The sequence below is a fragment of the Salinibius halmophilus genome, assembly GCF_003577475.1.
GTDB lineage: Bacteria > Pseudomonadota > Gammaproteobacteria > Pseudomonadales > Natronospirillaceae > Salinibius > Salinibius halmophilus.
The window spans coordinates 253903-280290 of sequence record NZ_QPEP01000003.1 but is presented as its reverse complement, the minus strand read 5'-3'; the positions used below and the strand labels follow the sequence as shown (position 1 = coordinate 280290).

General features: G+C 48.3%; 24 protein-coding genes. 15 read left to right on the top strand and 9 right to left on the bottom strand.

What is annotated here, in order from left to right; genetic code table 11:
• The first annotated feature begins 121 nt into the window (after positions 1 to 121).
• The 4 genes from DUW71_RS04690 to DUW71_RS04675 all read left to right on the top strand — a co-directional run bounded on the left by DUW71_RS04690 (position 122) and on the right by DUW71_RS04675 (position 7301).
• Positions 122 to 1006, top strand: coding sequence for a hypothetical protein (locus DUW71_RS04690; protein ID WP_158583875.1), 885 nt, complete (start codon positions 122 to 124; stop codon positions 1004 to 1006).
• Positions 1007 to 1011: 5 nt separating this feature from the next.
• Positions 1012 to 1458 (top strand): hypothetical protein, encoded by a 447-nt coding sequence (locus DUW71_RS04685; protein WP_119394075.1) that lies wholly within the window; start codon positions 1012 to 1014, stop codon positions 1456 to 1458.
• A gap of 86 nt (positions 1459 to 1544) precedes the next feature.
• On the top strand, positions 1545 to 5258 hold the full coding sequence (locus tag DUW71_RS04680) for a type 2 periplasmic-binding domain-containing protein (RefSeq protein ID WP_158583874.1): 3714 nt from the start codon (positions 1545 to 1547) through the stop codon (positions 5256 to 5258).
• A 180-nt stretch (positions 5259 to 5438) separates the two neighbouring features.
• Positions 5439 to 7301, top strand: coding sequence for a beta-N-acetylhexosaminidase (locus DUW71_RS04675; protein WP_158583873.1), 1863 nt, complete (start codon positions 5439 to 5441; stop codon positions 7299 to 7301).
• A gap of 36 nt (positions 7302 to 7337) precedes the next feature.
• Here the strand turns inward: DUW71_RS04675 and DUW71_RS04670 are convergent, their stop codons facing one another.
• The gene (locus tag DUW71_RS04670) at positions 7338 to 9236 is read right to left on the bottom strand and encodes a hypothetical protein (protein ID WP_119394072.1); all 1899 of its coding nucleotides are present in this window, start codon (positions 9234 to 9236) and stop codon (positions 7338 to 7340) included.
• Positions 9233 to 10333 carry a hypothetical protein gene (locus DUW71_RS04665; RefSeq protein ID WP_119394071.1) on the bottom strand — a complete coding sequence of 367 codons (1101 nt, stop codon included), beginning with the start codon at positions 10331 to 10333 and terminating at the stop codon, positions 9233 to 9235. Before DUW71_RS04665 ends, DUW71_RS04670 begins: the two co-directional genes overlap by 4 nt.
• A gap of 119 nt (positions 10334 to 10452) precedes the next feature.
• Here DUW71_RS04665 and DUW71_RS04660 point away from each other — a divergent pair, with 119 nt between their 5' ends.
• Complete coding sequence (locus tag DUW71_RS04660; RefSeq protein ID WP_119394070.1) at positions 10453 to 11805, top strand: MATE family efflux transporter; 1353 nt, start codon at positions 10453 to 10455, stop codon at positions 11803 to 11805.
• Positions 11806 to 11819: 14 nt separating this feature from the next.
• Here DUW71_RS04660 and metE read toward each other — a convergent pair whose 3' ends face one another.
• The gene (metE, locus tag DUW71_RS04655; RefSeq protein WP_119394069.1) at positions 11820 to 14096 is read right to left on the bottom strand and encodes a 5-methyltetrahydropteroyltriglutamate--homocysteine S-methyltransferase; all 2277 of its coding nucleotides are present in this window, start codon (positions 14094 to 14096) and stop codon (positions 11820 to 11822) included.
• A 155-nt stretch (positions 14097 to 14251) separates the two neighbouring features.
• Between metE and DUW71_RS04650 the strand changes: the two genes are divergently transcribed.
• Genes DUW71_RS04650 through DUW71_RS04640 form a run of 3 tightly spaced genes read left to right on the top strand, consistent with a single transcriptional unit; the run spans position 14252 to position 16777 of the window.
• The gene (locus DUW71_RS04650) at positions 14252 to 15166 is read left to right on the top strand and encodes a LysR family transcriptional regulator (protein ID WP_233546027.1); all 915 of its coding nucleotides are present in this window, start codon (positions 14252 to 14254) and stop codon (positions 15164 to 15166) included.
• A gap of 60 nt (positions 15167 to 15226) precedes the next feature.
• Entirely contained in the window at positions 15227 to 15805 is a 579-nt protein-coding gene (locus DUW71_RS04645) for a LemA family protein (protein WP_119394067.1), read from the top strand.
• A gap of 33 nt (positions 15806 to 15838) precedes the next feature.
• Positions 15839 to 16777 (top strand): DUF3137 domain-containing protein, encoded by a 939-nt coding sequence (locus DUW71_RS04640; protein ID WP_119394066.1) that lies wholly within the window; start codon positions 15839 to 15841, stop codon positions 16775 to 16777.
• A gap of 68 nt (positions 16778 to 16845) precedes the next feature.
• On the opposite strand, the gene DUW71_RS04635 is transcribed toward DUW71_RS04640, so the two are convergent.
• Positions 16846 to 17478 carry a cation transporter gene (locus DUW71_RS04635; protein WP_119394065.1) on the bottom strand — a complete coding sequence of 211 codons (633 nt, stop codon included), beginning with the start codon at positions 17476 to 17478 and terminating at the stop codon, positions 16846 to 16848.
• 75 nt (positions 17479 to 17553) lie between these two features.
• On the opposite strand from DUW71_RS04635, the gene DUW71_RS04630 reads away from it, so the two are divergent.
• Positions 17554 to 17979, top strand: coding sequence for a MerR family transcriptional regulator (locus tag DUW71_RS04630; protein WP_119394064.1), 426 nt, complete (start codon positions 17554 to 17556; stop codon positions 17977 to 17979).
• A gap of 91 nt (positions 17980 to 18070) precedes the next feature.
• Here DUW71_RS04630 and clpA read toward each other — a convergent pair whose 3' ends face one another.
• Together clpA and clpS are read right to left on the bottom strand one after the other, a co-directional pair.
• Positions 18071 to 20335, bottom strand: coding sequence for an ATP-dependent Clp protease ATP-binding subunit ClpA (gene clpA / locus DUW71_RS04625; protein ID WP_119394063.1), 2265 nt, complete (start codon positions 20333 to 20335; stop codon positions 18071 to 18073).
• A gap of 12 nt (positions 20336 to 20347) precedes the next feature.
• Complete coding sequence (gene clpS / locus DUW71_RS04620; protein WP_407690487.1) at positions 20348 to 20725, bottom strand: ATP-dependent Clp protease adapter ClpS; 378 nt, start codon at positions 20723 to 20725, stop codon at positions 20348 to 20350.
• Positions 20726 to 20866: 141 nt separating this feature from the next.
• Here clpS and DUW71_RS04615 point away from each other — a divergent pair, with 141 nt between their 5' ends.
• The 3 genes from DUW71_RS04615 (at position 20867) to bfr (DUW71_RS04605) (ending at position 22224) form a co-directional block, all read left to right on the top strand.
• On the top strand, positions 20867 to 21103 hold the full coding sequence (locus DUW71_RS04615; RefSeq protein ID WP_119394062.1) for a cold shock domain-containing protein: 237 nt from the start codon (positions 20867 to 20869) through the stop codon (positions 21101 to 21103).
• A gap of 174 nt (positions 21104 to 21277) precedes the next feature.
• On the top strand, positions 21278 to 21754 hold the full coding sequence (gene bfr, locus DUW71_RS04610; protein WP_119394061.1) for a bacterioferritin: 477 nt from the start codon (positions 21278 to 21280) through the stop codon (positions 21752 to 21754).
• Complete coding sequence (bfr, locus tag DUW71_RS04605; RefSeq protein WP_119394060.1) at positions 21754 to 22224, top strand: bacterioferritin; 471 nt, start codon at positions 21754 to 21756, stop codon at positions 22222 to 22224. Before bfr (DUW71_RS04610) ends, bfr (DUW71_RS04605) begins: the two co-directional genes overlap by 1 nt.
• Positions 22225 to 22292: 68 nt before the next feature.
• On the opposite strand, the gene DUW71_RS04600 is transcribed toward bfr (DUW71_RS04605), so the two are convergent.
• On the bottom strand, positions 22293 to 22472 hold the full coding sequence (locus tag DUW71_RS04600) for a (2Fe-2S)-binding protein (protein ID WP_119394059.1): 180 nt from the start codon (positions 22470 to 22472) through the stop codon (positions 22293 to 22295).
• A gap of 200 nt (positions 22473 to 22672) precedes the next feature.
• Here DUW71_RS04600 and DUW71_RS04595 point away from each other — a divergent pair, with 200 nt between their 5' ends.
• Positions 22673 to 24262 carry a sensor histidine kinase gene (locus tag DUW71_RS04595; RefSeq protein ID WP_119394058.1) on the top strand — a complete coding sequence of 530 codons (1590 nt, stop codon included), beginning with the start codon at positions 22673 to 22675 and terminating at the stop codon, positions 24260 to 24262.
• On the opposite strand, the gene DUW71_RS04590 is transcribed toward DUW71_RS04595, so the two are convergent.
• Entirely contained in the window at positions 24227 to 24802 is a 576-nt protein-coding gene (locus DUW71_RS04590; protein WP_119394057.1) for a fibronectin type III domain-containing protein, read from the bottom strand. The two genes, DUW71_RS04595 and DUW71_RS04590, sit on opposite strands and share 36 nt — an antisense overlap.
• Positions 24803 to 25062: 260 nt before the next feature.
• Here DUW71_RS04590 and DUW71_RS04585 point away from each other — a divergent pair, with 260 nt between their 5' ends.
• Positions 25063 to 25449 (top strand): tautomerase family protein, encoded by a 387-nt coding sequence (locus DUW71_RS04585; protein WP_119394056.1) that lies wholly within the window; start codon positions 25063 to 25065, stop codon positions 25447 to 25449.
• Here DUW71_RS04585 and DUW71_RS04580 read toward each other — a convergent pair.
• Positions 25439 to 25873: a DUF2147 domain-containing protein gene (locus DUW71_RS04580; RefSeq protein WP_119394055.1), complete on the bottom strand. Its 435-nt coding sequence runs from the start codon at positions 25871 to 25873 to the stop codon at positions 25439 to 25441. The two genes, DUW71_RS04585 and DUW71_RS04580, sit on opposite strands and share 11 nt — an antisense overlap.
• Positions 25874 to 25886: 13 nt before the next feature.
• Between DUW71_RS04580 and tadA the strand changes: the two genes are divergently transcribed.
• A complete protein-coding gene (gene tadA, locus DUW71_RS04575) occupies positions 25887 to 26387 on the top strand; it encodes a tRNA adenosine(34) deaminase TadA (RefSeq protein WP_119394054.1) in 501 nt (166 codons plus the stop codon).
• The last annotated feature ends 1 nt before the right edge of the window (position 26388 follow it).

Genomic DNA, 26388 nt, shown 5'->3' with positions numbered 1-26388 from the left:
AGGAAAGGACTTTACCATGCATCACATCACACCCATGAATTTTTACACTCCAATTGCACAGCGTGTAATATTCCATATTTCGTTTTGGCTTGGTCTCTTTGGGTTAGTTTTGGTCATGATTATGACCTCTGAAAACTCAAGTTCAGCAGGGTTTGCCTTCCCTGCCGTGCTCGCTATGTTAATTGGTGGTATCAATACGCTGTGGCAGCGTAAACCAGTATTTCGATTTGACGAAAAGTATTTTGAATTTAAGCCAGCGCCACTTGCTTCGCGTCGACTGGTGGCGTACAGCGAAGTACGCGCGACCAAAGTTGAAAAGCATAGGGCGATATTTTATCTACAGAACGAAAAGCAAGTGAAAGTTGCACTCAGTATCATTGATAAATCGAAACGCGCCACCTTTGAACGGCTTGTTTCCAGCTTTAACAATGCACCGGGAGAGGTGCCAGTTGAGTCATATACTGAGCCAGAGCAGGCTGATACGTCTCGCCCTAATATTGCTCAACTATGTAAAATGCCTCTGTCTTGGCATGGCAGTATTAGTCGGCGCTATTACGTGTTGTGTGGTGTTGTTGCGTTCATGCTTCTTACCGTGGTAACTGTTTTACTGTCATTGGTCTCGTTTTTTGTACTGGAGTCTACTCAGAGTGATTCCGCAGCGGTATTTCTTGTCTTGGTAACCTCGATACTGGGCATATTAGCTGCAATTTGTTATACCTATTTGGTAGCCAATCTGGCCGCTCAACGCTTTAGGAACATTGGTTGGCCGCCACTCATCCCCATTGCAATTTTGTGGCCACTACAACTCATTGCAGCCGCTATTACCGTTATTTTACTCGTTGGCCCGTTTTTGAACTCGGGCTTTTATTCTCATAGTAGTTATGTGCGGGAGGAAGATTGGATGATGGTGTTTCAGTGGGTCAATACTGGTATTAGTCTTATTATTTTTATTTTGTGTAGTGCGGTACCTGGGCGCCAGAAAACGCTGATTGCTACCCAGTATTAGCGCCTATGCTACCCACTGTTATTGAGCTGTCAGATCCCGCCGCCCAGTGGGCAGAGTTTCGTTTGTGGTGCACGGTTGGTGTGGTAGCAGGTGTATTAAGCCATTACGTAAGCCGCTTTAGTGCTTGGCGCAAAGGCAAAGCGCACTCAATGCGTGCAGCACTTTGGCAAGTGCCTCTGGTGGCTTTCATTTTTATTGTAGCGGGTTATTCGCAAACGCTGCGCCCGTTTCACAAAGTAACTATTTTGGGCAATGGCTGGGTTGAGGTGACTTACCCCACAGGTAAACAAGCCCAGTTTGAATTACAGGGTGGCTTTGTAGACCCACAACGCGGGGTGCAGTGCATTATTGTGTTGAATGATGGCCAAGCCGTGTACCGCAGTGACTTGTTGGTTGCACCTACGTGCAAAGAAGTACTTCGGTCTATCCAAGTTTCTGTTACAAAACTTTGAACTTTGTTAGATGATTCTTTTTGTAGCGAATGGCATCGGTGCCATTCGAGTTTTTGCCTTGTTTCGATGTACTAGAAACTAGCCTAATGCGTGAGTCTGTTTCGGATGTAGATGGAAACCTGCAAGGCCCAGATGGCAAAGTGCCTGCAGGGATTATTAAACCAGCAGTAGCGGTAAGTGGTAATGAAATCGCCGGTACCCTCATTCAAGTCATAGAAACTTACACAGGTATGGATCACGACGGTGAACCTGAGCCAACGTACTTCGATACCCCTAACTTACCGGATGATATTCGCCAAATTCGAAACCCATTTTTTGGTCAGTTCGATGATGGGATGAACGGTGGTTTTGAAACCAACGTGTCGCAAGCGGTGGCCGCTTATCGAGCTGCCCCTAGCTTCGATGCCGGCGAGCAGTGCACCACACTCGATACACTTTACGAGTACATGTGGAGCAACAACTACTACTGGGATGAAACGCTGCAAAGCTGGGAAATTGGTGCGCTAAACTGGTTGACTACCTATGATGAAGCATCGCAGTCGCTGGTACCAAAAGACATCGACAACATTGCAGGCGATGACAATAACTGGATTGAACAAGCGCAAGCGTTCATGCCATTTATGCATCGTATGGATGACAACGGCTATGAAGCTGAGTATGTCGAAAACTTCATTATTGATAGTGAATCGAACGAGTACGTGAATGTTCAGGGTATGCATGTGGATGCCCATACGGGCTTTTACTACAGCAAAACCGAATCGGGTGATGTGGTTGTAGAAGGTCGTGCAATGAGTGCCGATGACATAGCGGCTGCCTCACCTGAAGGTGAAACCTATGAATGTGGTACGAACGCAACCGAGTCGGTTTGCTTCTTTAGTGACACGCCAGTGGTGGCAGACGGTGTTACCGCAACGTTAGCCGATGGCCTAGGCATGCAAGAAACACGGAATGATATTCAGTGGCAAGAGTCTCCTGCCGATTCAGGCATGTACCTAATGCTCGAAGCAACCATTGCTGGTGAAAAAACTGTGTTTGCCTATATCGAAGAAGACGGTTGGACGATCACAGATGGTGTTTATAGTCATGCGGAAAAAGGCATAAGTGGTGCCACCGTTCACGGCCCAACGCTTGCCGATTACGAGTCGGGTGCTTTTATTCGACCAGACTATATGATGTCGCCATATGAGATGTATCAAGAAACTGGCTTTGCTTGTGCAGATATCGACTTCAATGGCTGTTATCTAGATAGCGATAACTGGCAGTTCCGCGATGCCAACGGCAATGGGGTTATTGAACTCATTGAGATATCACCAAGCTTGCAGTCGATGGGTGGTAGCGATGGCAATACAACGCTGATTTGCTGGCAAGACTTCCGTATGACTGGTGCTGATGTTGATATCAACGCTAGCGTACCAGAAGCGTATGACCGGCCAATGCCAATCACTGAAATCACACCGAAAGCAGGGGAAAACGATAATGCCGAGAACCTGCCAACTGGTGGTTCATTAACCAACGACCCAGAGTACACAGAGTTTAATTTAAGCCAGTTGTTCCCTGAATCGGTCTTCCGCCAACCTGACACACTAACGCCTGGTAGCGTTGTGTGGGATGACACTTACCCACAAGATCAAGACGGCAACTTGGTACCATTCCCAGCTACGTTCGATGGCACAACCGCGTTCACCTATACCATTGCATCAGCCCTGGATGTCTCAGCGGCAGACGTGCTTGCCTTATTTGTTCAAGGCGATGGTGAGCTTAGCAATGAAATGTGCGAAGGCGGTGTAGACGTTAAGGTAACAGATGCCAATGAAGCTGGATTAGGTGACATTGCGGTATTTGGCAAAAATGACTTTGAGGACCCGCTTAAAACCATTCTGCCAAGCTCAGTTGCGTCGGTAAATGTAACCATGCACCTAACCCTAGACTGCATGATGCAGGGTGTTGACGCGCCTGCGGTAAGCGTACTACCGGTAGAATACGAACTAGAAACACACACCGAAGATCCGCTAGGTGGTGCTTGGTTCCTAACCTACGAGGTTCAAGGCAACGGTGATACTTGCTGGGATGAGCGCGATACGCTGCTTACTCGCTGGCAACCGGGTGAGCCGCTTGACGAGTCGGCATTGGGTATGACGGCATTACTGAACTTGTCTGCAGATGGTGAAATTACAGGCACTTACCAGAGTGAAAGTGGTGCAACGGTAGCGGTTGATAGTAATGCGCGTAAAGTAATCTCTAGCCCAACACAAATAGCCAGTGTTGAGGTTGAAGGGTGCACAACCACGCTAAGCTACAACCGTTTGCCAACTGATGAACAATTCAGCTTATTGCAGCAAGACTTCGACTACGACGGAGGCTTTATTCGTGAAGATGATCCAAATACCTTGGTGATCTACACCTACCGCAAGCAAGATTTGGATCTGTTCCAAGCGATCAACGAGCGCGAGTTCCTTCCAGATTTGACGATTGAACCGGTATTGATTGCTGACTCTGGCCAGTATGATGAGCTGTCTTGGGCGATTCTTGGTAGCCCGGTGGAAGCAGACTTTATGCTAAGCCGTACCAGCAATTGGCTAGCCGACCGGTCGTTCTTCTTGCGCAGTGTGCGTTTGCCATTCGACCAAACTGTGTTCTCACGTAGTTCGCTCGATGCGCTTCGTGTAGGTGGCTTGCCATATGCATTGCCGCATACCATTCAGGCGCAAGGGTTGATTTGGAATACCGGCTTGCTGACCAATGGTACACCGCCAGCAACCTTCGCTGATTTCGAGGCCTTGTTGAGCAATACCACCAACGTCGACCCAATGATTATGGCGACTCATGATTGGTACCTTGCGCAAATCATCGATAGTGTGATGATGGCTGGGCTTGTGCCAGAGTCTACACTGCGGTCGATGGCCAATAATCAGCTGTGCTACAACAATGCTGATGTGCTAGAAGCGTGGCAAACAGTTGAGCAGTGGCTCGCGGATGGCAAGTTAGTACCGGGAAGCTATTCACAAGACGGTATGCTCGAAAACGAGATCTATTACGACTCGTTGCGTGAGAAGTTTGCTAATGGCGAAGCGCTGGCAATGATTGACGGCTCATGGTCACTTGGCCCGAATAGCCCAATCTACGTAACCAACCCAGATATTCAAACTAAGGTGTCTGGTTTGCCAGGCGGGCCGTTAGTCAGTTGGTCAGATGGGGGGTATGCGCCAGTTAGAGGGGTAAATGCAGAGGCACAAGAACGTTTCTTAGCCTTTATGCAAACGCCTGAGTATGCTGAGTTGGTTGCTAACTTTGTTGGCGAAGTACCAGCTGGGCAGCACACCGGCCTTACAATTGAAAACCAAAATGTGAAGGATATTCAGCAAGAGTTAGCGGCAAGCCCAGCGGCAATCAACCTAGGTTTGAATACACGCTTGAACCCGCCATATCAGCAAGGCTATCGCCAGATTCTTGAGTGGAAACTCGGTGACTTTGTGCGTGGCTACAAAACGGCTGAACAGTTGGTATTCGAAGTGCAACAAGACCTTCAATTCAGTGGGTTAATGCGCTTCTGTGCCTTCCCTGCGGTGGTTGATCCTTGGATGGACGGAGACTTCCAAGACCCAATGGACCCTAATGACTCAATGGATCCAAATGATCCAAACTACGTGGATCCAAATGATCCAAACTATGTGGATCCAAATGATCCAAACTTTGTGGATCCAAATGATCCAAACTACGTGGATCCAAATGATCCAAACTACATGGATCCGAACGACCCAAACTACTTAGATCCAAATGAACCTTTGAAACAGCTTCTTTAACCAGTAGCGTCATTGAGCAAAAGCCCTCTTCGGAGGGCTTTTTTGTGAATTCTGATCACAGCGTTATGCCACTTGAGCATTATTAATCTTCTATGCTTTGCAACCGCTTGCAAGTTATGCAACCTTAGCGTCATATCATATTATAAAAACTAGGCACTGGCTGCGAAGTAAGGAATGTATATGGCACTTTTTGAGCTTGAGTTGGATTACGTTAACAATGTGGATGGTGACTTTAAAGTTGCGCTCATTGTACGCAACTTGTCGGAGGTAACTCTGCAAGACTTTGTGTTTGCTGTTGATTTGCCGCGCGAGATGCATTCGGCAACCGGTGCCACTTTTATAAGCCAAGCTGGCTCTCATTGCCGCTTTACTCGTGATGAACCTGTTTACCCAGGCGAACAATGGCGCTTTGAGCTACATGGCAAAACTGCTCGCATGTTCAATGTGCTCGAAATGCCAATCGGCGGCTATATTCGCCAAGGTGAGCAAACTTTTGATGTGCCGCGTGTGGCGCACAACCTAACTCAAGAGTCGGCACAAAAAGACCCAGTAAATGATTTGGTTGTTGAGCTGGCGGAAGCACAAGTCGGTATTGTTCCAGCGCCGAAGTCGGTTGCGTTGCAATCCGGTACTTTTACTCTGCCAGTCGCCTGGTTAGTGCAAGAAAAAAACCAAGCTACTAATTGGCTAGAGCAGTATTTTGATGTACATGTTAGCAGCGAGCCGAATATTGTTTTTGTTCGCGATGAATCGCTTGCCGATGAAGCTTATGTGCTAAACATCGACGCCTCTCTGGTTACTGTATCGGCAGGCTCGCCAGCAGGTGAACTGTACGCGCTTGTGTCGCTAGCTCAGCTTGCGCAGCAGAGTGAAACCCTTGCTTGCCAAACCATTACCGACGCGCCACGGTTTGGCTACCGTGGGCAAATGCTGGACTGCTCACGTCATTTTCATGGTGTCGACACGATCAAAAAATTGCTTGAGCAAATGACTTGGCTGAAACTAAACCGCTTCCACTGGCACTTAACTGATGACGAAGGCTGGCGCTTAGAAATTGATGCCTATCCACAGCTTACCGACATTGGTGCTTGGCGTGGTGAAGACGAAGTGTTGGAGTCGCAGTTTAACTCAGGGCACAAGCGCTATGGTGGCTATTTCACTAAGGACGATGTGCGTGAAGTATTGGCCTTTGCCGCCGAGCGCAACATCATGGTGATTCCAGAAATTGATATTCCAGGGCATGCCCGCGCGTTGATTAAGTCACTGCCAGATTTATTAGTGGAGCCTGATGATACGTCTGATTATGTATCCATTCAGCAGTACCGCGATAACACGCTTAACCCAGCGTTGCCAGCCACTTATGACGTGCTAGAAACCATTTTTGATGAAGTGGCTGAGCTATTCCCTGGGCCGTTTATTCATATTGGTGCTGATGAAGTAGCACCTGGCGTGTGGGAAAAATCACCAGCTTGTTTGGCCATGGCAAAAGAAAAAGGGCTAGATTCGGTTCGTGACTTGCAGGGTGTGTTGTTGCATCACTTGCAGGCGCATTTGCGCAAGCAAGGCAAACAACTTGTTGGTTGGGAAGAAGCCATTGAAGGTGACAAGCTCGACAAAGATGCCACGCTATGCTCTTGGCGTGGGGTAGAGGCAGGTATAAAAGCGGCAAATAAAGGCTACTTCGCTATTATGTGCCCAGCACAATATACCTATTTTGATTTGGCTTGGAGCAATGACATCGACGAGTTCGGTGTATTATGGGCTGGTTATTTAAACCTGAAAACCTGTTACGACTACGAGCCAATTAGTGGTGAGCTGACCGCTGAAGGTGCCGCACGAATTCGCGGTGTGCAATCGCAGTTGTGGTGTGAAGGGGTAGAGAACGGCGACCAAATCGACTACCTATTGTTCCCACGTTTGCTTGCCCAGGCAGAAACGGCTTGGAGCCATAGCAAAGACTGGGATGACTTCCGCGCTCGCTTGCCATATCAGCTCGACCGCTTAGAAGCGCAGAACGTAAAATACCGACCAAGCTTTAGCTAGATTAAAAAACCCACCGTTTGGTGGGTTTTTTTATGCCTACTGCAAGCGCTCAGCAGTGAAATTACTAGGTGCTTGGGGCGATTGGTCTGGTATTGCCAGTGGGCCAATATATGGTTCGCTAGCGCGATTACCAAAGTAGCCAAACTGCACTCTAGGGTCACTGCGCCCTTGGTTCCAAACTGGTGACAAATGGGTGGGCAAGTTGTTGGCTAGTTGTGGTTCGGTGACCAAGCCGTTTTGGGTGTTCGCTAGGTACTCCTCCCGCTCAGCGTCGGTCCAATCGTTCATCGTGGTGTTGTACCACAGGTTGTGTTCAATGGTGGTGTACTCGGGCTGACCTACGCGCACCATTTCCATTGGATAATCGGCAACCATTAGGTTGTTAAAGGCATCAAAGGTAATATCACCCGGGGTAAAGCTCCCCATAGCCAGTAGGGTTGGGGGAACGTTTTGAATGTACCCACCACGATCGTATGAGCGTGAAGACGGCTCTGATACCCGGTAAACAAGGTTGTTGAACACTTCGAAGTGCCCCACCATGGCACCACCAAGGGTAATGCCGTAGGGTGAAACACCATTGTTCAGCTCTGCCACTGGTCCTAAGCCTGAGTTAACAATAATGTTCTGGTACACCTCTACATCTACTTGCCAGCACGGAATGGTGACTTTTTGGCCGTTTATTGTCGTACCCCTGCCATAGTTGTGAATGTTAATGGCCGAGCCTTTTTGGTTAATAATGTAGTTATTGTGAGCAGAAAGTTTGGCGCCAGGTTTAAAACTGCGGCAGGTGCCTTTCTCGTTTTGATCATAAAAGTGAATGCCAAACTTGGCTTTGTTGTCGGCTAAGTGGTTCCAAGCAAACTCCCAGCCGTCTATGGGGTCGCCTTCGTGGGCTTCGTCGCGAATAGAAAAGTAGGTAGTGTGGTGAAAGTGTGAGGTTTGGTCACAGCCAATATCAACAATATGGTTACCCAGCGCACGAAACCCTTCAGCAGAATTGCCACCGCTTACAAAGGCACCAGACCAACCATTGGCGCACATGCCCTCGCGCTCGGCGAGATAATTTCCTACGGCTCGCCCCCAGCGATTCGTACCAATCATGGTAACGGATGAGGCGCTATTAGGTGATACATAGGGCGTGCCCACCATAGGCTCTGGCAAGTTGCCGGCTAGCGCTTTGTATTTAGAAATGACCACGCCTTCGGTTAGGTAAAACTTCACCCCAACGCGCCAGCCAGATGCAACTGCTTGGGTATTTGGGTAACTAGCAAATGCAATTTGATTATCTGCTGTGCCTTTTAAGTTAACCAGCCACAAACCGGCACCGGCGGATGAGCCCCCCGTTAATGGGTGTTCTTCTTGAACTTCTACCACCCCATGTGAATAAACAATATCACCAGGTTTAACGCCGCCATTACCGCCATTGCCGGCAGCTTTTTTGCCATAAGTTTGGCCGTTAATCACCTGCCAAGGGTCGTCAAAGCTGCCGGTTCCCTCATTATCACCGCCAGTTTTAACGTGGTAAATGTTTCCAGGCTGCACAGTGAAGGGAAGGGTGTTGGCGCTTTTGTTTCCCTTGGCATCCAATAAGCGAATACTTACTTCGCCATTTGGCAGGCTGCTTGGTAGTGAAAATGCCACTTCGTATAACCGGTGTGATGACCAAAGCTCAGCTGGCCCACCTGGCAGCTCACCAGTCGCGCGTGTCCAATAATAAATGTGGGCTGCGGTATGCACTGAACCGTCGCTGGTGATGAGTTCAACTTGGCCTACTTCATCGCCTAGCATGTGCCCCCAAAGCGTAACAATTGCGCCCTCTCCAAGGCCGTCATTTAGGCCTGATTGTGGGCCGTGTACTAAGTCGGTAAAGGCAAGCCTTGGGTTTGCAAGGGCTGCGCAAGTTATTAGGGATAACAGTAAGACGCGAAGCATCATTGCAAAGCCTCCACTTGAAAGTTTGTCGGTGCTAAAGGTTGGGTTGGAATACTTGAGCGAATGACGACATCGTCGAAGGCATACCAGTCTTCGAAGCGTTGCTCGTTTGGGTAGGTTTGATAGTAGTCATTGCCACCAAAGAGCACCTTGTTCCAGTATGGCATGCCTTCAATTTCATCGTTAAAGCGGTGCCATGGAATGGTTTGCATGTTCAGTATGAGGGTATCGTTAAGCCACTGCATTAACACGCCGTCGGTGGCGCCTGGCGCAGAGTTCATTTTGACGAAGAAGGCAATTTTGTTCCAAGTGCCGCGCTTACCAAATACTTGTTCGTGGGTAACAATTTCGTCTGGGTCGTCAAGAATCAAGCCACCGTTTAATTGGTCGACCAGTAGTGGATCTTGGTTGTTCACGCCTTCGCCTTTTAAATTATTGGCAAAGTTAAAAGAGAAGTCACCACGATGTGAGCGGCGATGCGCGTCTGGGATGTCAGAGCTGTTGAGGTAGTAGTACGATTTCCCTTCATCGTCTTGAACGGGGTCGCCACGCAGCGCAATCATATTACGCTGACCATATTCTTCGCCATTTGAGTACATCCAAATCAATGATGGGCCATTGCCCCCCTGTAAAAAGTTTTGCCAAGGATTGGCTGGGTCGCTGCTGTGCTTAATACGAAACAACTTGCTATAGCCACCCCCTGGCATTGTAAAGGTATCACCAAAGCGCAGCCAAAACTCAACATAAAGCTGGGTGGGTTTGCCTTCGATATGCTTGGCCAAAATGCCATCGGAATTAAATTGTGCCCAGCCAGAGGGAGGAGTGTATGACTCGCGGTAGGCAACCAATGATTTACCCGTGTTGCCACGCGCTTTATCACTATGTTCGGCTAGTATTTCTAGAGAATCACGGCCACCTTCGCTGGCGGGGTACATGGAGGCGCCATCGTAGGCATCGTTCCAGCCTCGCGGGATGGCAACGTCATCGCCATCGCGCATACCACTGGTCCAGTCGGGTGTGTTGTCGAAGTTGTCGCTAAATAGTACTTCGCTCGAGGCGCTGCATGCCAGAATCAACGTGGCTGCCACTATTCCTTTCATTTTAAAATTCCTTGTATCCTTGTGCGTACACTGTAACGATTTCAATCTTATTAGGTAAGCCCCCCTACGTTCATGTTTTGCGACTACAATAGGTCGGCTTTTGCTATGGACTACCCATTATGACAACTCGTACGAATCATGCGCTAGAAAGCGCAATTTTGCCTACTTTTTTCCGCTTTTGGCTGCCTTCGTTGCTGGGCCTATTGGCGATGTCGACTGCCAATATTGTTGATGGCATTTTTATTGGTAACTATGTCGGTGGTAATGCGCTGGCGGCGGTGAACCTAATAATCCCATTTTTTGGCTTGTTATTTGGTACCACCTTTATGCTCACCATGGGTGGCTCGGTACGTGCGGGCAAGTATATTGGCGAGGGGAATACTGCTGCGGCAAGTGCTATTTTTTCGAAAACCGTGATGGCAGTCATGGTGCTGGCGGCGTTGGTAACCGCTGGTGCTTATTTCGCAGAAGGCTTCATGCTGCGAGCATTAGGGGGTAACGAGGAAGTGTTACCACTAATGCAAACTTATTGGCGTATTGCCATGGCATTTGTATGGACCCAGTTAATGACTGTGGTGTTGTACTTCTTTGTGCGCGTAGATGGCTACCCTGGTCTCGCTGCCGCTGCTTTGGCGATTGGGGCGCTAATAAATATTGTGCTCGATTATGTGTTTATCGCGCTACTTGGCTGGGGTATTGCTGGGGCGGCTTGGGCAACGGGGATTTCGCAAGCCCTGCCGATGTTTATTCTGCTGAGCTACCTGTTTTTCAAAGAGCGCCATTTACATTTTTCACCTAAGCAATCGAATTGGCGTGAGCTGTTTCAGTCGGCATTTAATGGCTTAAGTGAGTTTATCAACGAGGTGTCGGGTTCTATTATTGCCTTGGTGCTGAACTGGCTATTTATCACGCGCTATGGCGTAGAGGGCGTGGCGGCGATTACTGTGCTGAATTACATTTTGGTGATTGGCATGATGCTGGTGTTTTCCATTGGTGATACCAGTGGGGTGTTTATTAGCCAAAACTATGGTGCCAAAAACCGCGAGCGCATTGAGCAGTATTTAAAAACCACGCTAGTTATTGCGTTGATGATTGCTGTTGCCATCATCGCTGCGCTGTTAAGTCAAACTGATTTATTGGTGTTCGCATTCCTACAAGAGGAAGAGAAGCATATCGCTGAGTTTGCTAGCGAGCTCATCTGGCTCATTTGGCCAGTGTTTGCGGTAAATGGCGTGACCATGATTATCACTTCCTACTTAACCGCGCTACATAAAGCCGGGCCGTCGGCGGTCATCGCAATTAGCCGTTCGCTTATTCTGCCAGTCACCGGTTTGCTCGGTTTATACTTTTTTGTGCCAGCGGTACCATTCGTGATTGCCATGCCCATTGCTGAGGGCATAGCACTGCTGATTGCCATAGGATTTTTTGCTGCGTTTAGGCCTTCAAAAGTATTGTTGGGCACCCCAGAGTAGGGCGCCCAAAGGCATTAACTTGCCAGCTGCTGGCGCAGTTTTTGGGCGGCCGCCACCATGTTTTCTAGTGCTGGCAGCACTTCTTCCCATTGCCGGGTTTTTAGGCCGCAGTCTGGGTTAACCCATAAGCGCTCGGCGGGAATGCGCTCAGCTGCTTTGCGCATTAGGGTGAGTATTTGCGCTTCGCTTGGAATGTTTGGCGAGTGAATGTCGTATACACCAGGGCCAATTTCATTTGGGTACTCAAACTGCTCAAATACATCGAGCAATTCCATGTCTGAGCGCGACGTTTCAATGGTGATCACGTCGGCATCCATATGAGCAATGGCTTCTATAATGTCGTTAAACTCCGAGTAGCACATGTGGGTGTGAATTTGGGTTTCATCGCGCACACCATTGGCCGTGATTCTGAAACATTCAACGGCCCAATCTAGGTAGGCTTGCCACTCACTCTGGCGCAGTGGCAACCCTTCGCGCAGGGCCGCTTCATCAATTTGAATAATGTTTACTCCAGCTGTTTCGAGGTCTTGCACCTCTTGGCGAATGGCTAACGCCAGTTGCAAGCAGGTGTTTTTGCGAGGTTGGTCATCGCGCACAAATGACCAGTTCAAAATAGTGACCGGGCCCGTGAGCATGCCTTTCATTGGTTTGCTGGTGAGTGATTGGGCATAGTTAATCCAGTCTAGCGTCATAGCGTGCGGGCGGCTAATGTCGCCAAAGAGGATAGGCGGTTTTACACAGCGCGAGCCATAAGATTGCACCCAGCCAAATTTGCTAAATACGTAGCCTTCTAGCTGTTCACCAAAGTACTCCACCATATCATTGCGCTCAGCCTCGCCGTGTACCAGCACATCTATGCCTAGTGCTTCTTGTTGGCGAATGGAGCGCTCAATTTCAGCCTTCATTTTTGCTTCGTAGTCGGCTGTGCTCAGTGTTTGTTTTTTATACGCCAGCCGGGCTTGGCGAATCTCTGGTGTTTGCGGAAACGAGCCTATGGTAGTGGTTGGAAAGGCTGGCAAGTTAAGTGTTTTGGCTTGTTTACTTGCTCGGATTGGATAATGGCTCTGGCGCTTGCCAAGCTCTGGGGTAATGCCTGCCAACGCTGCTTTGACCGCTGGGTTGTGTACACGGGTAGACTGTTTACGGCTGGTAATCGCTTGTTGATTGCTCGCTAGAGCTTCCCTAACACTATCCCGCCCGTTGTTCAGTGCCTGCCCAAGTACAGCAAGCTCCGCTAATTTCTGTTTGGCGAACGCGAGCCATTGGAACACTTCTGGGTCGAAGTCGGTTTCGCTATCTAAGTCCACCGGCACATGCAGTAGCGAGCAAGACGGTGCAATCCATAGTCTTTCTTTAAGGCGGTGGGCAATAGGCTCTAGGGTATCCAGCGCTTGGGCTAGGTCGGTTTTCCAAATGTTGCGGCCATTAATAATGCCTACCGATAGTACCTTGTGGCTTGGCAGCCAATCGACCACTTGCGTTAGTTCACTAGCACCCCGCACGGCATCCACATGTAACCCAGCCACTGGCAGGTTGCAGGCCAGTTGTAGGTTATCACCAAGTGTACCGAAATAGGTGGTCACTAATAATTTCGGGCGGTTAGCTTTTAAGGTGTGGTAGGCATGATCGAACGCTGTCTTCCAAGCGCTGTCTAGCTCGGTGACGAGTGCTGGCTCATCCACTTGTACCCACTCGGCCCCGGCTTCGGCAAGTTGCTCTAACAACTGGCTGTACACGGGCAATAGCTTTTCCAATAGGTCGAGGCGATTGCTTTGGTCTTTTTCTTTGCACAGCCAAAGGTAGGTGACTGGGCCAATGATCACTGGTTTAGCATTGATGCCTTTGGCTTCGTTTAGCTGGGTTAGTAGGCGCTCGGCATTAAGACTGAACTCGGTGCTCGCGCTGACCTCTGGCACAATGTAGTGGTAGTTGGTGTCGAACCACTTGGTCATTTCACCGGCGTGTACGCAATGGCAATCGGTGTCGATGGCTGACCGGCCACGTGCAACACGGAAGTATTGGTCGAGCTCGGCGCCGTCTAGATTCGCCACACGCTCTGGAACATGACCAAGGGTGAAACTCATATCGAGCACTTGGTCGTAGAGGCTAAAGTCGCCCACTGGCGCGAAGTTAAGCGAAGCTTGCAATGCCCAGTTTTGCGCGCAAATCTCTTTCGCAACGCCCAACAAGGCTTCGGCTGATTGCTGACCTTTCCAAAATGATTCTTGGGCAAACTTCAGCTCGCGCTTCGCGCCAATGCGCGGAAACCCCAAATTATGTGTCACTGCCATGCTAATAATCCTTCTGTAGAACTTATCGGGACACCCATCGTTAACTAGGACACCCACCATTAACCGGGACACCCACCGTTGGGCTCTGTCAGATATTTGATGGCGTAGAGATTAATCAAGCTGACTCATGATGAATAATGGTTTAATCTCATTAAATGATTAATAAATTTCATGGGATGAGTGGCATGATTGAGCGGATGCATTTAAAAATATTGCGCGAGGTAGATCGACAAGGGTCGTTGACGGCAGCGGCGGCCGCGTTGCATCTAACTCAGTCGGCATTGAGTCATACGATTAAAAAGTTGGAATTACTTAGCGGTACACCACTTTGGACAAAAGAAGGCAGGCGCCTGCAATTAACTCAAGCTGGTGAGTACTTGCTTCGAGAGGCCAATCGACTGTTGCCACAACTTGAGCGCATTGATGAAACACTTAGTCAGTATGCCGAAGGCGATAAAGGCACGTTGCGTATTGGGATGGAGTGCCACCCTTGTTATCAGTGGTTGCTGAAGGTGGTTAACCCGTTTTTAGCGCAATGGCCGGGTGTAGACGTTGATGTGATGCAGCAGTTCCAGTTTGGTGGCATGGCAGCACTGTTTAATCATGATATCGATATTTTGGTAACCCCAGACCCTATTGTAAAAGAGGGGATTGCCTTTGAACCGGTGTTTGCCTACGAACAGGTACTGTTAGTGCATGTTGATAGTGAACTCGCTAAATTTGAGCAAATAGAACCCAGCCAGCTAGCAAATGAAGTGCTTTATACCTATCCAGTGGCGACTGAAAGGTTGGATATTTTTCAGCAATTTTTGTTGCCTGCTAACTGCAGCCCGAAAAAACATAAAGTAATCGAGGCGACTGAGATGATGCTGCAGATGGTGGCCTCGAACCGAGGCGTGGCAACACTGCCGCAGTGGTTGGCCGAGCAGTATGCGCAAACATTGCCAATTAAAACTGTGCGCTTGGGTGAGGTTGGCATTCAGAAGCACATTCATTTGGGCTCTCGCACTGGCAGTGAACCTAACCGGTTTCAGCAGGCCTTTGTTGAGCTGGCACTACAAATTAGCTAATTGCCACGGCCATGGCGGTGGTGCAAACTGTGAGAAGGGTTTTATAGAAGGAAAGGGTCGATGGATACCTTGGTTACTTTTTTACTTGTTCTGTTGGTGATTGCGATTGTGATTGCGCTGTGGGTGATTGCTACTTACAACACCTTGGTGCGCAAACGTAATGATGTAGAGAATGGCTTTTCTGGCATGGATGTTCAGTTGCGCAAGCGCTACGACATGATTCCTAACTTGGTGGCGACGGTGCAAAACTATGCCACACATGAGCAAGAAACGCTCACGCGGGTCACTGCGTTGCGCAATCAAGCGATCAAGGGTGATTTGTCGATGGGCGACAAGCTGAAGATTGACTCTGAGCTGTCGAAGTTGATGTCGGGCATTATGGTTGCGGTAGAAGACTACCCAGAGCTAAAGGCATCTGAGCAGTTTATGAACCTGCAGCGCAATATCACCGAGATGGAATCACAAATCTCTGCCGCTCGTCGTGCTTTTAATGGCGCAGTGCTGGTTTACAACAATGCTATTCAAGTATTTCCAACGGTGTTGGTGGCGAACCTGTTTAACTTTAAGCGCAGTAACATGTTCGAAAACACGGCAACGGAACGGCAAAACCCAAATGTTAGCGAGCTATTCAATAAATAGGATTGCGGTTAGTGGTGTTCAAGGAGTGCTGAGTTGAATATTTCGTTGTTGTATCAGCAGAAGCTTAAACCGCGCTTGTTGGCGTTAGAAACCCAGCGCAAAACTGTTATGGCGTTAACTGTGCTGCCGCCAGTGCTTGCGATGATTAGCCTTGTGGTGTCGGTGCGCTTTATTGAGCATGTTTTTATAGTGCTGCCGGTATGTATTGTTGCAGTGGTGCTTGTTGGGTATTACCAACGCATGCATAAGCGTGCCTATGTTGCCAGCTACAAACACCTAGTAGTGCGTGAAATTGTAAAAGCGGTGGATAGCAGTTACCGCTATTATCCATCGCGCCATATCGATTCACATTACTTCGCTGCCAGCGGTTTGTTTCCGCAAACGTGGGATACCTTCATTGGTGACGATTTGGTGACGGGAAAAATTGGCCAAACCGACTTTGAGTTTTCCGAGATACATGCCCAACTCAAGCGTGAAGCGCGGCGTGCAAATGGTAAAACTCAGGTGCAGTACGAGACCGTTTTTCGTGGGCTTTTTATGCATGCCGACTTCAATAAAAACCTAACGACGGCCACCTATGTGGTGCCAGACGGTGGTTTATTTTTCGATAAACTCAATCACCGTAAAGCCAGTGCTCAGTGCCGGCCGGTTAAGCTTGAAAATCTCACGTTTGAAGAACACTTTGAAGTGATGTCGTTCGACCAGATTGAAGCACGTTATGTACTAACGCCCCGTATGATGGAAGCTATGGTGGACATCAAACGAAGCTTGCCCAACAACCAGTTCTATTATGCTTTTTTAGGGCATCGCATGTACTGTGGGGTAAAGTTTAACCAAGAAATGTTTGAGCCCGCGATCTTTCGCTCTGGCGTTAACCTGACCGATGTAAACCTGATGGTAAAAGCGTTGCGGTTAACTAAACTGGTTATTGAAGAAATGGATCTGAATACCCGAATTTGGACAAAACAGTAGCCATTGGGGTTGGAAAATAGTTTTCGGTGTCCGCAAAAGCGGCTGCGCCGCTATTTACGGACCTACTTTTACGAACATACCGTTGTTTTTGCTTCGCGCCGCTCTGCTAGGGCTTGGCGAATAATCTGCATGGCTGACCGGGTGAAGATAAACGCCATAATGACGGCAACGATTAAGTCTGGCCAAGCGCTGGCGGTAACAAATACCGCAACCGAGGCGGCAATAACCAATACATTGCTAATCGCGTCATTACGGCTGCATAACCACACAGAGCGTACATTGGCATCACCATCTTTATAGCGCATCAACAAGAGCACGCTGGTCACATTAGCTAATAGTGCCATCACCGCAATGCTACCCATTACTGGTGCGACTGGGGCTTGTAGTATAAAGAATTGGTATATCGTTGAGGCCAGAACCCATGCACCCATTAATAGCAAGCTTGCACCTTTAAGTAGTGCTGCATTGGCTCGAAACGAGAGTGATTTACCGATGGCCCACAAACTAATGCCATAGGTGAGGGCATCACCAAGAAAGTCGAGCGCGTCGGCTTTTAACGCTTGTGAACCCGCCAAAGCCCCTCCCAGCATTTCCACAACGAACATGCTGGCGTTGATTGCGATAACAATCCAGAGAATTTTTTTGTATTGCGGGTCCATGCCATCGAACTTTTTACCTGTACCACAGCAGCTTCCACTCATGTGGCCTCCTATTTGCTTTTCTGCTTATGTTGAAGATAGTCTAAAAGCTCTAGTCGCTAGAGGTTCAAGTAAAAAATGCTCACTATTGGAAAAATTGCCAAAGCTAGTGGTTGTAAGGTGCAAACTATTCGCTACTACGAGCAAATTGGCTTGATTGCTGCTGCCAGCCGAACTGAGGGGAACCAGAGGTTGTATCGACAGGCAGATGTCGATCGCCTGCAGTTTATCCGCCATGCCCGCTCGCTTGGCTTTTCGACCGACACCATAAAAGACCTGCTTACCTTGGAAAACCATAGTGAGATGTCTTGTGCTGCGGTGGATAACATAGCTCGTGAACAGTTGGCTCTGGTGCAGGGGCGTATCAAACAGTTACAGTCATTAGCAAAAGAGCTAGAGAGCATGATCAGCCAGTGTGCCCACGAGGATATTGCCCACTGCAAGATTTTACAGGCCTTGCATGAGCACGATCATTGCGATGATCACAAGCCTTTGGATGTGTGATGATGAGGCTAGACTTCCGCCTGCGCGGAAGTGACGCACAAAAAAGCCGCGCTACCTTTTGGGGAAGCGCGGCTTTTCTATTTATCAACGTTTAGGCTGGCATTTCTTCGCTTTGATACTCGAAGGCAAGCTCACCATCTTCAACCGTTACGTTCACATCACCGCCCTTAGCAAGGCGACCGAACAGAATTTCATCGGCCAAGGCACGTTTGAGGTGCTCTTGAATGGTTCTTGCCATTGGTCGAGCGCCCATTTTGAAGTCGTAGCCTTTTTCAGCAATCCAGTCACGCGCTTCTTTGTCGACATTAAGGTGTACTTTTTTGTCGTCTAGTTGTGCTTGCAGCTCGGTTAGGAACTTATCTACCACACCCAGAATGATGTCACGTGATAGGTGCTGGAATTGCACCACACCGTCTAAACGGTTGCGGAACTCAGGCGTAAACATTCTACGCACTGCTTCCATGGCATCTGTGCTGTTGTCTTGCTGCACAAAGCCCATACCGCGCTTGGTAACTTCTTCGGCACCGGCATTCGACGTCATTACTAGGATCACGTTACGGAAATCCGCTTTACGGCCGTTGTTGTCGGTTAGTGTGCCGTGGTCCATTACCTGTAGCAGAATATTGAACACTTCTGGATGCGCTTTTTCGATCTCATCGAGCAACACCACTGAGTGTGGGTGCTTGGTAACGGCATCAGTTAACAATCCGCCTTGGTCGTAGCCAACATAGCCTGGCGGCGCACCGATTAGGCGTGAAACTGTATGGCGCTCCATATATTCCGACATATCAAAGCGCTGCAGCTCAATGCCCATTACTTTGGCAAGCTGTTTGGTTACCTCGGTTTTACCCACACCTGTTGGGCCAACGAATAGGAATGAACCAATTGGCTTGTCACCACCTCGAAGACCAGCACGAGAGAGCTTAATCGCCGCAGCAAGCTCTTCGATAGCTGGGTCTTGACCAAATACGGTCATCTTCAAGTCGCGCTCGAGTGTTTCGAGTTTCGACTTGTCGTCGCGGCTAATCTGGCGCGCCGGTATACGAGCAATGCTCGACACCACTTTTTCAATGTCTGATACGCCAATGGTTTTTTTGCGACGGCTTGGCGGCAACAACTTTTGTGCCGCACCGGCTTCATCAATTACGTCGATCGCCTTGTCTGGCAAGTGACGGTCGTTGATGTAGCGAGCCGACAGCTCGGCTGCCATTTTAAGGGCCGGATCGGTGTACTTGAGCTGGTGGTGCTCTTCAAAACGCGATTTTAGGCCACGCAAAATTTGATAAGTGTCTTCCACCGACGGTTCGAGCACGTCTACTTTTTGGAAGCGACGAGTTAGGGCGCCATCTTTTTCGAAGATGCTACGGAACTCTTGGAAAGTAGTTGAGCCCACGCAGCGCAGCTCACCGCTAGAAAGCAATGGCTTGAGCAGGTTCGATGCATCGAGCACGCCACCAGAGGCCGCACCGGCACCAATAATGGTGTGGATCTCGTCAATGAACAGAATAGAATGCTTGAGTTTTTTAAGCTCAGCTAGTACCTGCTTTAGACGCTTCTCAAAGTCGCCACGGTATTTAGTGCCAGCTAGTAGCGCACCCATATCTAGGCTATATACGGTTGCGTCGGCAATCACATCCGGCACTTTGCCATCAACAATACGCTTGGCTAGGCCTTCTACAATCGCTGTTTTACCAACGCCAGATTCCCCCACTAACAGCGGGTTATTTTTACGGCGACGAGCCAAAATTTGAATGACACGGTCAACTTCTTTATCACGTCCAACGAGCGGGTCGATACGACCAGCACGCGCCATGGCGTTAAGGTCAGTCGCAAACTGTTTTAGCTGGCCACTGGAAGCTGAGTCCGCTTCCATCTCGATTTCTTCCGATTCATCTTCGTCATTACTAATCTGTTCGGTACCGTCTTTGGCGATGCCGTGAGCAATAAAGTTGACCACGTCAATGCGGTGAATGTCGGCAGATTGCAAAATATACACGGCGCGGCTTTCTTGTTCTGAGAAAATAGCCACTAGAACGTTTGCGCCTTGTACTTCTTTTTTACCAGATGATTGCACATGGAATACGGCGCGCTGTAATACTCGCTGAAAGCCCATGGTAGGTGCGGTTTCTAAATCGCCGCGATCTGGGTGAATAATGGGTGTGTGCGCTTCTATGTACTGCTCTAATTCCTTACGCAGTGCCTCTATGTCTGCTGAGCAGGCACCTAGTGCCTCTTTTGCTGTGCTCTCATCTAAGAGGGCAAGCAACAGGTGCTCGACGGTCATAAATTCATGGCGAGCTTCCCGAGCCTTTCGGAAGGCTTCATTTAGCGTGTGTTCAAGCTCTTTACTTAGCATGAGCTTCGCCTCCTAGTCGTCTGAATCAACCCTTTCAATTTCGCACAACAAAGGGTGCTGATTGTCGCGGGCCGTTTGATTGACCTGTGCTGCCTTGGTTTCGGCAATGTCTTTGGGGTATACACCGCAGACCCCTTTACCTTTAGTATGGACTGCCAACATAACTTCTGTGGCTTTTTCGGCCGACATATTGAAAAAAATCTTCAAAATCTCAACCACAAACTCCATTGGCGTATAGTCATCGTTTAATAATACAACTCGATACATTGATGGTGGTTTAAGCTTGGGCTTAGCTGTTTCAACGGCTACGCCACCATCGGCACCTTCGTCGGCTCCATCCTCTTTAGAGCTTAGCCAAATTTGGTACGCTTTGTACGAACCAGACATCATTTCCTCCGCCTGTCATTCATTTTGATTAAATACTAATCAAAAACTTGACTATAACAATTATGCGTTTCAACATGGTCGAAGGTGCTCTAACGTTAATTACGTCAAGCACTAATTTTTCGATCAGCCCCAAGGAGAGCAGTAATGCCTGCAGGGAAAGTGAAATGGTTCAACAATGCTAAAGGCTATGGTTTTGTAAACGAAGATGGATCGGACGAGGATCTCTTCGTTCACTATTCATCCATTCAAATGGATGGATATAAGACCTTGAAAGCTGGTCAGCCTGTTGAATTCGACACTATAAATGCTGAGCGCGGCGTTCACGCAGTGAATGTACGCCTCGTCAACGAGCCAGCTACGCGCCAAACCGAATCGGCATAGCTTGCGCTCATGCTGAACGAAAACCCCTTCCGCTTAGGATGGGGTTTTTTATTGCCTTTGCAAGCGCTAGCAGCCTCATTTCTTGTTTTTCTCGTAAATTGGTATGTGCTCAAAACACATAACTGTCAAATTTGTAGCTAATATTACTATCTCATCCAACCCATGGAGGTGATCATGCAAGGCCAGAAAGAGGTACTTAGCATACTGAACGAAGTGCTGACCGCGGAGTTAACATCCATTAATCAGTACTTTTTGCATGCTCGCATGTTTAAGGACTGGGGGCTTGAGCGCCTCAATGAGAAAAATTACAAAAAGTCTATAAAAGACATGAAGCAAGCTGATGAGCTCATTGAGCGTATTTTGTTTCTTGAAGGCTTGCCAAACCTGCAGCACTTAGGCCGGCTTCGAATTGGCGAGCACGTAGGCGAAATGCTGCAATGCGATCTAGATTTTCAGCACGATCAAGTTGCCTTGCTTAAGCGAGCCGTTGCCGAGTGCGAACGTCTGCAGGATTATGTATCGCGGCAATTGCTTGAATCCATTTTAAGTTATGAAGAAAGTCATGTGGACTGGATTGAAACGCAACAGTATCAAATTGAGCACATGGGCACTGAAAATTACATTCAAGCTCAGATAGAGGAGGATGAGTAATGCAAGGTAATGAGCAGGTAATCAAGCTACTTAACGACTTGTTGTCGGCAGAGCTTACGGCCATCGACCAATACTTCATCCACTCAAGAATGTATGAAGATTGGGGCTTAACCAAGCTTTATGAACACACGGCGCACGAGACAGAGCACGAAAAAGAGCATGCCGGTATGCTCATTGAGCGCATTCTGTTTTTGGAAGGTACGCCAGATATGATTACTCGCACCCCTTTGCGGGTGGGAAAAACTGTGCGCGAAATGCTCCAGAATGATTTGCAGCTTGAGTATGACGATCGCCAGATGCTAGTGGATGCGATTAAAGCGTTTGAAGCGGCGCAGGACTATGTAAGTCGTGAACTTGCCGAGAAGCTGTTGGATGATACTGAAATGGATCATGCATATTGGCTAGAAAAGCAGCTCAAGCAGATTGAAATGATTGGTGAGCAGAATTATATTCAAAGCCAGCTAGCCTAAAGGGGCTAGATTGGCTTAGAAGCTAGAGTCGTTAACTTAACGGGCGCACTCTTAGCAACCAACTCTTTTTAAGCAACGCTGCGCTTGGCGTCTGCTGATGGCAAGTACTCACGCGCTTGGCAGACGCACTTTCCACACTTTGTTCCAACGCACAAGGTTTTCGCAAGATCTCGCATGCTTTGGGCGCCTTGTGATACTGCCTGTTTGATCTGTTTGTCGTTAACGCCATGGCAAATGCAAACGTACATTATTCTCACCTCCTCATATAAGGTAAATGATAGTGGTTTGCATATGCAGGTGCAATGAGTTCTTATTCTTCTTTACAAAATGACACCAACTGGAGATCTAGGGTGAAAGGATTTGGTGAGTTTAATAAAGCTTTTTGAATAGTTGTCGAACTACTTTGCTTGCGTCTAAGCTTTAACAAACAATTACCAACGAGGCCGACATGTCTTGGCAGCGACAGTTTATTGAACAGTCTGAGTTGCTTTTACTCTATGTGAGTCGCCAAGGAGAGCGGTGGTGCTCGCATGCACTCGTGAGTCTAATCGATAATCAGGTCGCTGAACTGATCGAAATGTTAGCCACCCCAGCCAAAATTTCGCGCCACTTTGAGCTTAATCTTGTTAGCCAGCATACTGTGGAATTTGGTGTTGTTTACCTGTTTGAGCAACCAACTCAAGCCAATAAGGAATGGATGCAGTTTACCAGTGCAATGAATTGGCTGCATGAGCTGAGTTTGCAGTTAAATGAAGTTCACAACGAAGATGACATTATTCGAATTTCAGTGCAGTTTGCCCTAGAAAACCTGCCGATCGACCGAGTTGGGGTGCTAATGCTCGATAGCCAGCAAGGCATGATGCATGGCACCTGGGGAACTGATCAACACGGTGTATTAAACGACGAACATGATTTTATTGGGCCAATACCTCATGATCCCTGGGTTGAGCAAGCATTGGCTGCCAGTGACTATATTGCCGTAAGTGCCGACACGGCACTCAAGCACGACGGAGCACCCGTTGGTAGAGGTTGGAACGCGATGGCTGCTTTGCTTGATGGCAATGGGGTCATTGGTTGGGTCGCGGCCGATAATTTACTCAATCATAAACCTTTACAGCCTTGGCTTAGAGAGATTATCGGCCAGTTTGGCAAAACACTTGCCGCTGCTATTACTCGCGTGCGCCAGCAACAAGCGCTGCATGCAATTAATGCGCACCTAGAGGATTTAGTTGAAGAGCGCAGTAGCGAGCTGACGCATAAAATAGAGCTGTTGCAATCGACCCAAAAAGAGTTGGTTGAGGCAATGAAGCTCGCTTCGTTAGGCAGTTTGGTGGCAGGACTTGCGCATGAAGTGAACACGCCGGTTGGTGTAACCTACACCACGGCAACACACCTGCAAAGCGAGATAGAACAAGTTCAAACGAAGGCAAACGATGGACTGCTTACGCGCAGTGACTTTACTGAGTTCTTACAAAGCAGTGCGCACGCTAGTGAAATGATCGTTAAAAATGTCAGTTCGGTTTCCCATATGGTGGAGAGCTTTAAAATGTTGGCTGCAAGCAACGACAACCAAAAATATGAAACCATTGAGCTCGCTGCGCTGATTCAAAACTTAATCAAAAGCTTTCACTCGCAACCTGGTGTATCGTCGATTACCTGGCAAATAGACGTGGCTAAAGACTTTCAGTTCGAGGGCTATAGCTGTGATCTCACCCAAATACTCGATTGTTTGATACGCAATGCCATTTTACACGGCTTTGATTATGGGCCAGGTACCATCACCATTTCTGCTGATAAAAGCGATACCAAGGTTTGTATTGTCTTTTCAGATAACGGCAAAGGCCTTGTTGGTGTGTCGAAGGAGGAAATATTTGACCCGTTCTTTACGACCCGCAGAGCCAATGGTGGCGTTGGTCTTGGGTTGAATGTGGTCTTTAACTTATTAAACCGCCAGGGTGGTTCGATAGACGTCATTGAGGCAGAGCAGGGATTTGCTGTGAAGCTATGCCTGCCGCTGCCTACTAGTCAAAGCGCTTAATTTTTTATATTGCTCAAGCGTGCCATAGTGCACTTGATCACCAAAGTTGACCATTAAGTCAACAACGTCTTCAATTGGCTGGCCAAATTGCGTTTCAATTTTCGCCTTACCGGCGGCGACAAGCTTCTGATGGCGAGGATCGTCGATGATTTGGTGGTCGCCTATGACTAATACGCGAGTCGTTGTATCGGAATCACCATCCACTGGCAGCGTTTTAAAGCGTGCTACGTCGCTGCTATCAGTCTCTGAATAGGCTTGATAATAGTAGTGCTGGCTTGGCAATAGGTTTGTTAGCTGCACGCTATGGTAATAGTAGTTATCTCCTAACTTCTCCGTTGTGCCTACTGCAACCTTGGTCAGTTCATCGCTGTCGGCACCAAAGCGAACCGCTGGTGATTGCTCAGTATCAGAAATCCAGTTTACCCAGATTGACTGCTCTGTAACGGTTTGTAAGTAAGGGGAAATCTCCGCCTGGGCTATACCAGAAAGAGAAGCGCCCAATAAAAGGCTAATCGAGCTGCTAATTATGTTTTTTTTCATAGTATGTTACCGATTTCATAAGAATTGCTGGTCTATATCAGCAGCCATCTATGGCAAGTTGATGCTTTCTCGATTACGGCTCAACGACAGCTTGATGAAGTTAAATGACATACATTTAGGAATGTAGAAAAACTTACTTGATCATTTTTGGATAAGCTCAATTGAGCTGGCGCAAGCATTACTGAGTTAAAGATGCAGGGATGCATTTATTGCCTTATGGTTAGGTTTCTTTACATCACTTGCTACGTTGGGGCGACGCTATGATTGTCATCTATGGTATCAAAGATCGTCTAAATCCGATCAAAGCGCAGTTGTCACAAATCGTTCAGCAGTGTATGGGTGCAACCCTTGGGCTACCTGAAGATCGGCGGGTGCATCGATTTGTGCCACTTGATGCGGGTGAGTTCTTTTTTCCTGAAGGGCGTAGTGACTGCTACACCATTATTGAAATCAATATGATGCAGGGGCGTAAAGTTGAAACCAAGAAGCGCCTGATTAAGGCGCTTTTTAGTCAAATTGAAGCCCAACTAGGTATTGCGGCCTGTGATATCGAAATTACCATTCACGAGCAGCCAACCCATTGCTGGGGATTTCGCGGCGTGACAGGCGATGAGCTTAATGACCTCGATTACGAGGTTAGGGTGTAGCGGGTAGCCACACTTGGGTTCTGCCAATCAGTGAAAAGCCAATAAAGCCGCGTACTTCCAAGTTGCCATCGCCATTTATTTTGGCTTTTAATTTATATTCTTTGCCACTTTCTGGGTCGACGATGTGACCACCTGTATACTCGCCATTTTTTTCGGTGAGCCCCCAAAGCAGTGGCAGTCCAATCATTGGCTGGTCTTTTAGTTCACCGGTACATGCACTGCAACGCAAGGTGCTTGGGTCGGCGGATGGATTGTATATTTCGGCAATATTGCCAACAAAGGTGCCATCCTCTGCTTGGCTGATGGTGATGCGGCTGCGCTGTTCGCCTGTTTCATCGTCAACGCTTAGCCAATCACCTTCGATGTCGGCGCTTAGCGCAAGCAGTGGTAAACTTGCCAAGCAAGCAACGAATAATTTCTTCATAGTGGTTCTCCTAATGCCCAAAATAAGTGTAGCGGAAGATGAGTATTGGATGCAGTGTGCGCTGGCGCAGGCGAGCATCGCCGATTCTTTGAATGAAGTGCCGGTTGGGGCGGTGTTGGTAATGGACGGCAGAATTATAGGCAGGGGATTTAACCAGCCTATTGGTGATCATGACCCGACTGCACATGCCGAAATGAAAGCATTGCGCGATGCAGCGGGTGCAAAGGCAAATTATCGTTTACCCGCCAGCACGCTCTACGTTACTGTGGAACCTTGTACTATGTGCTTTGGTGCTATGGTACATGCACGCGTTGCCCGCTTGGTTTACGCCACCACCGAGCCAAAAGCTGGGGTGATTGAGTCGGCTCAGCATTTACATCTGCATCCTAGCTATAATCATCGCATGTACGTGACCGGTGGCGTACTAGCCGAAGAAGCTCAGTTGCAGGTGCAGGCATTCTTTCAGCGTCGCCGGCAGGCGCGCAGGGAACAAAAGCAAATGGTCGGGAAATAAT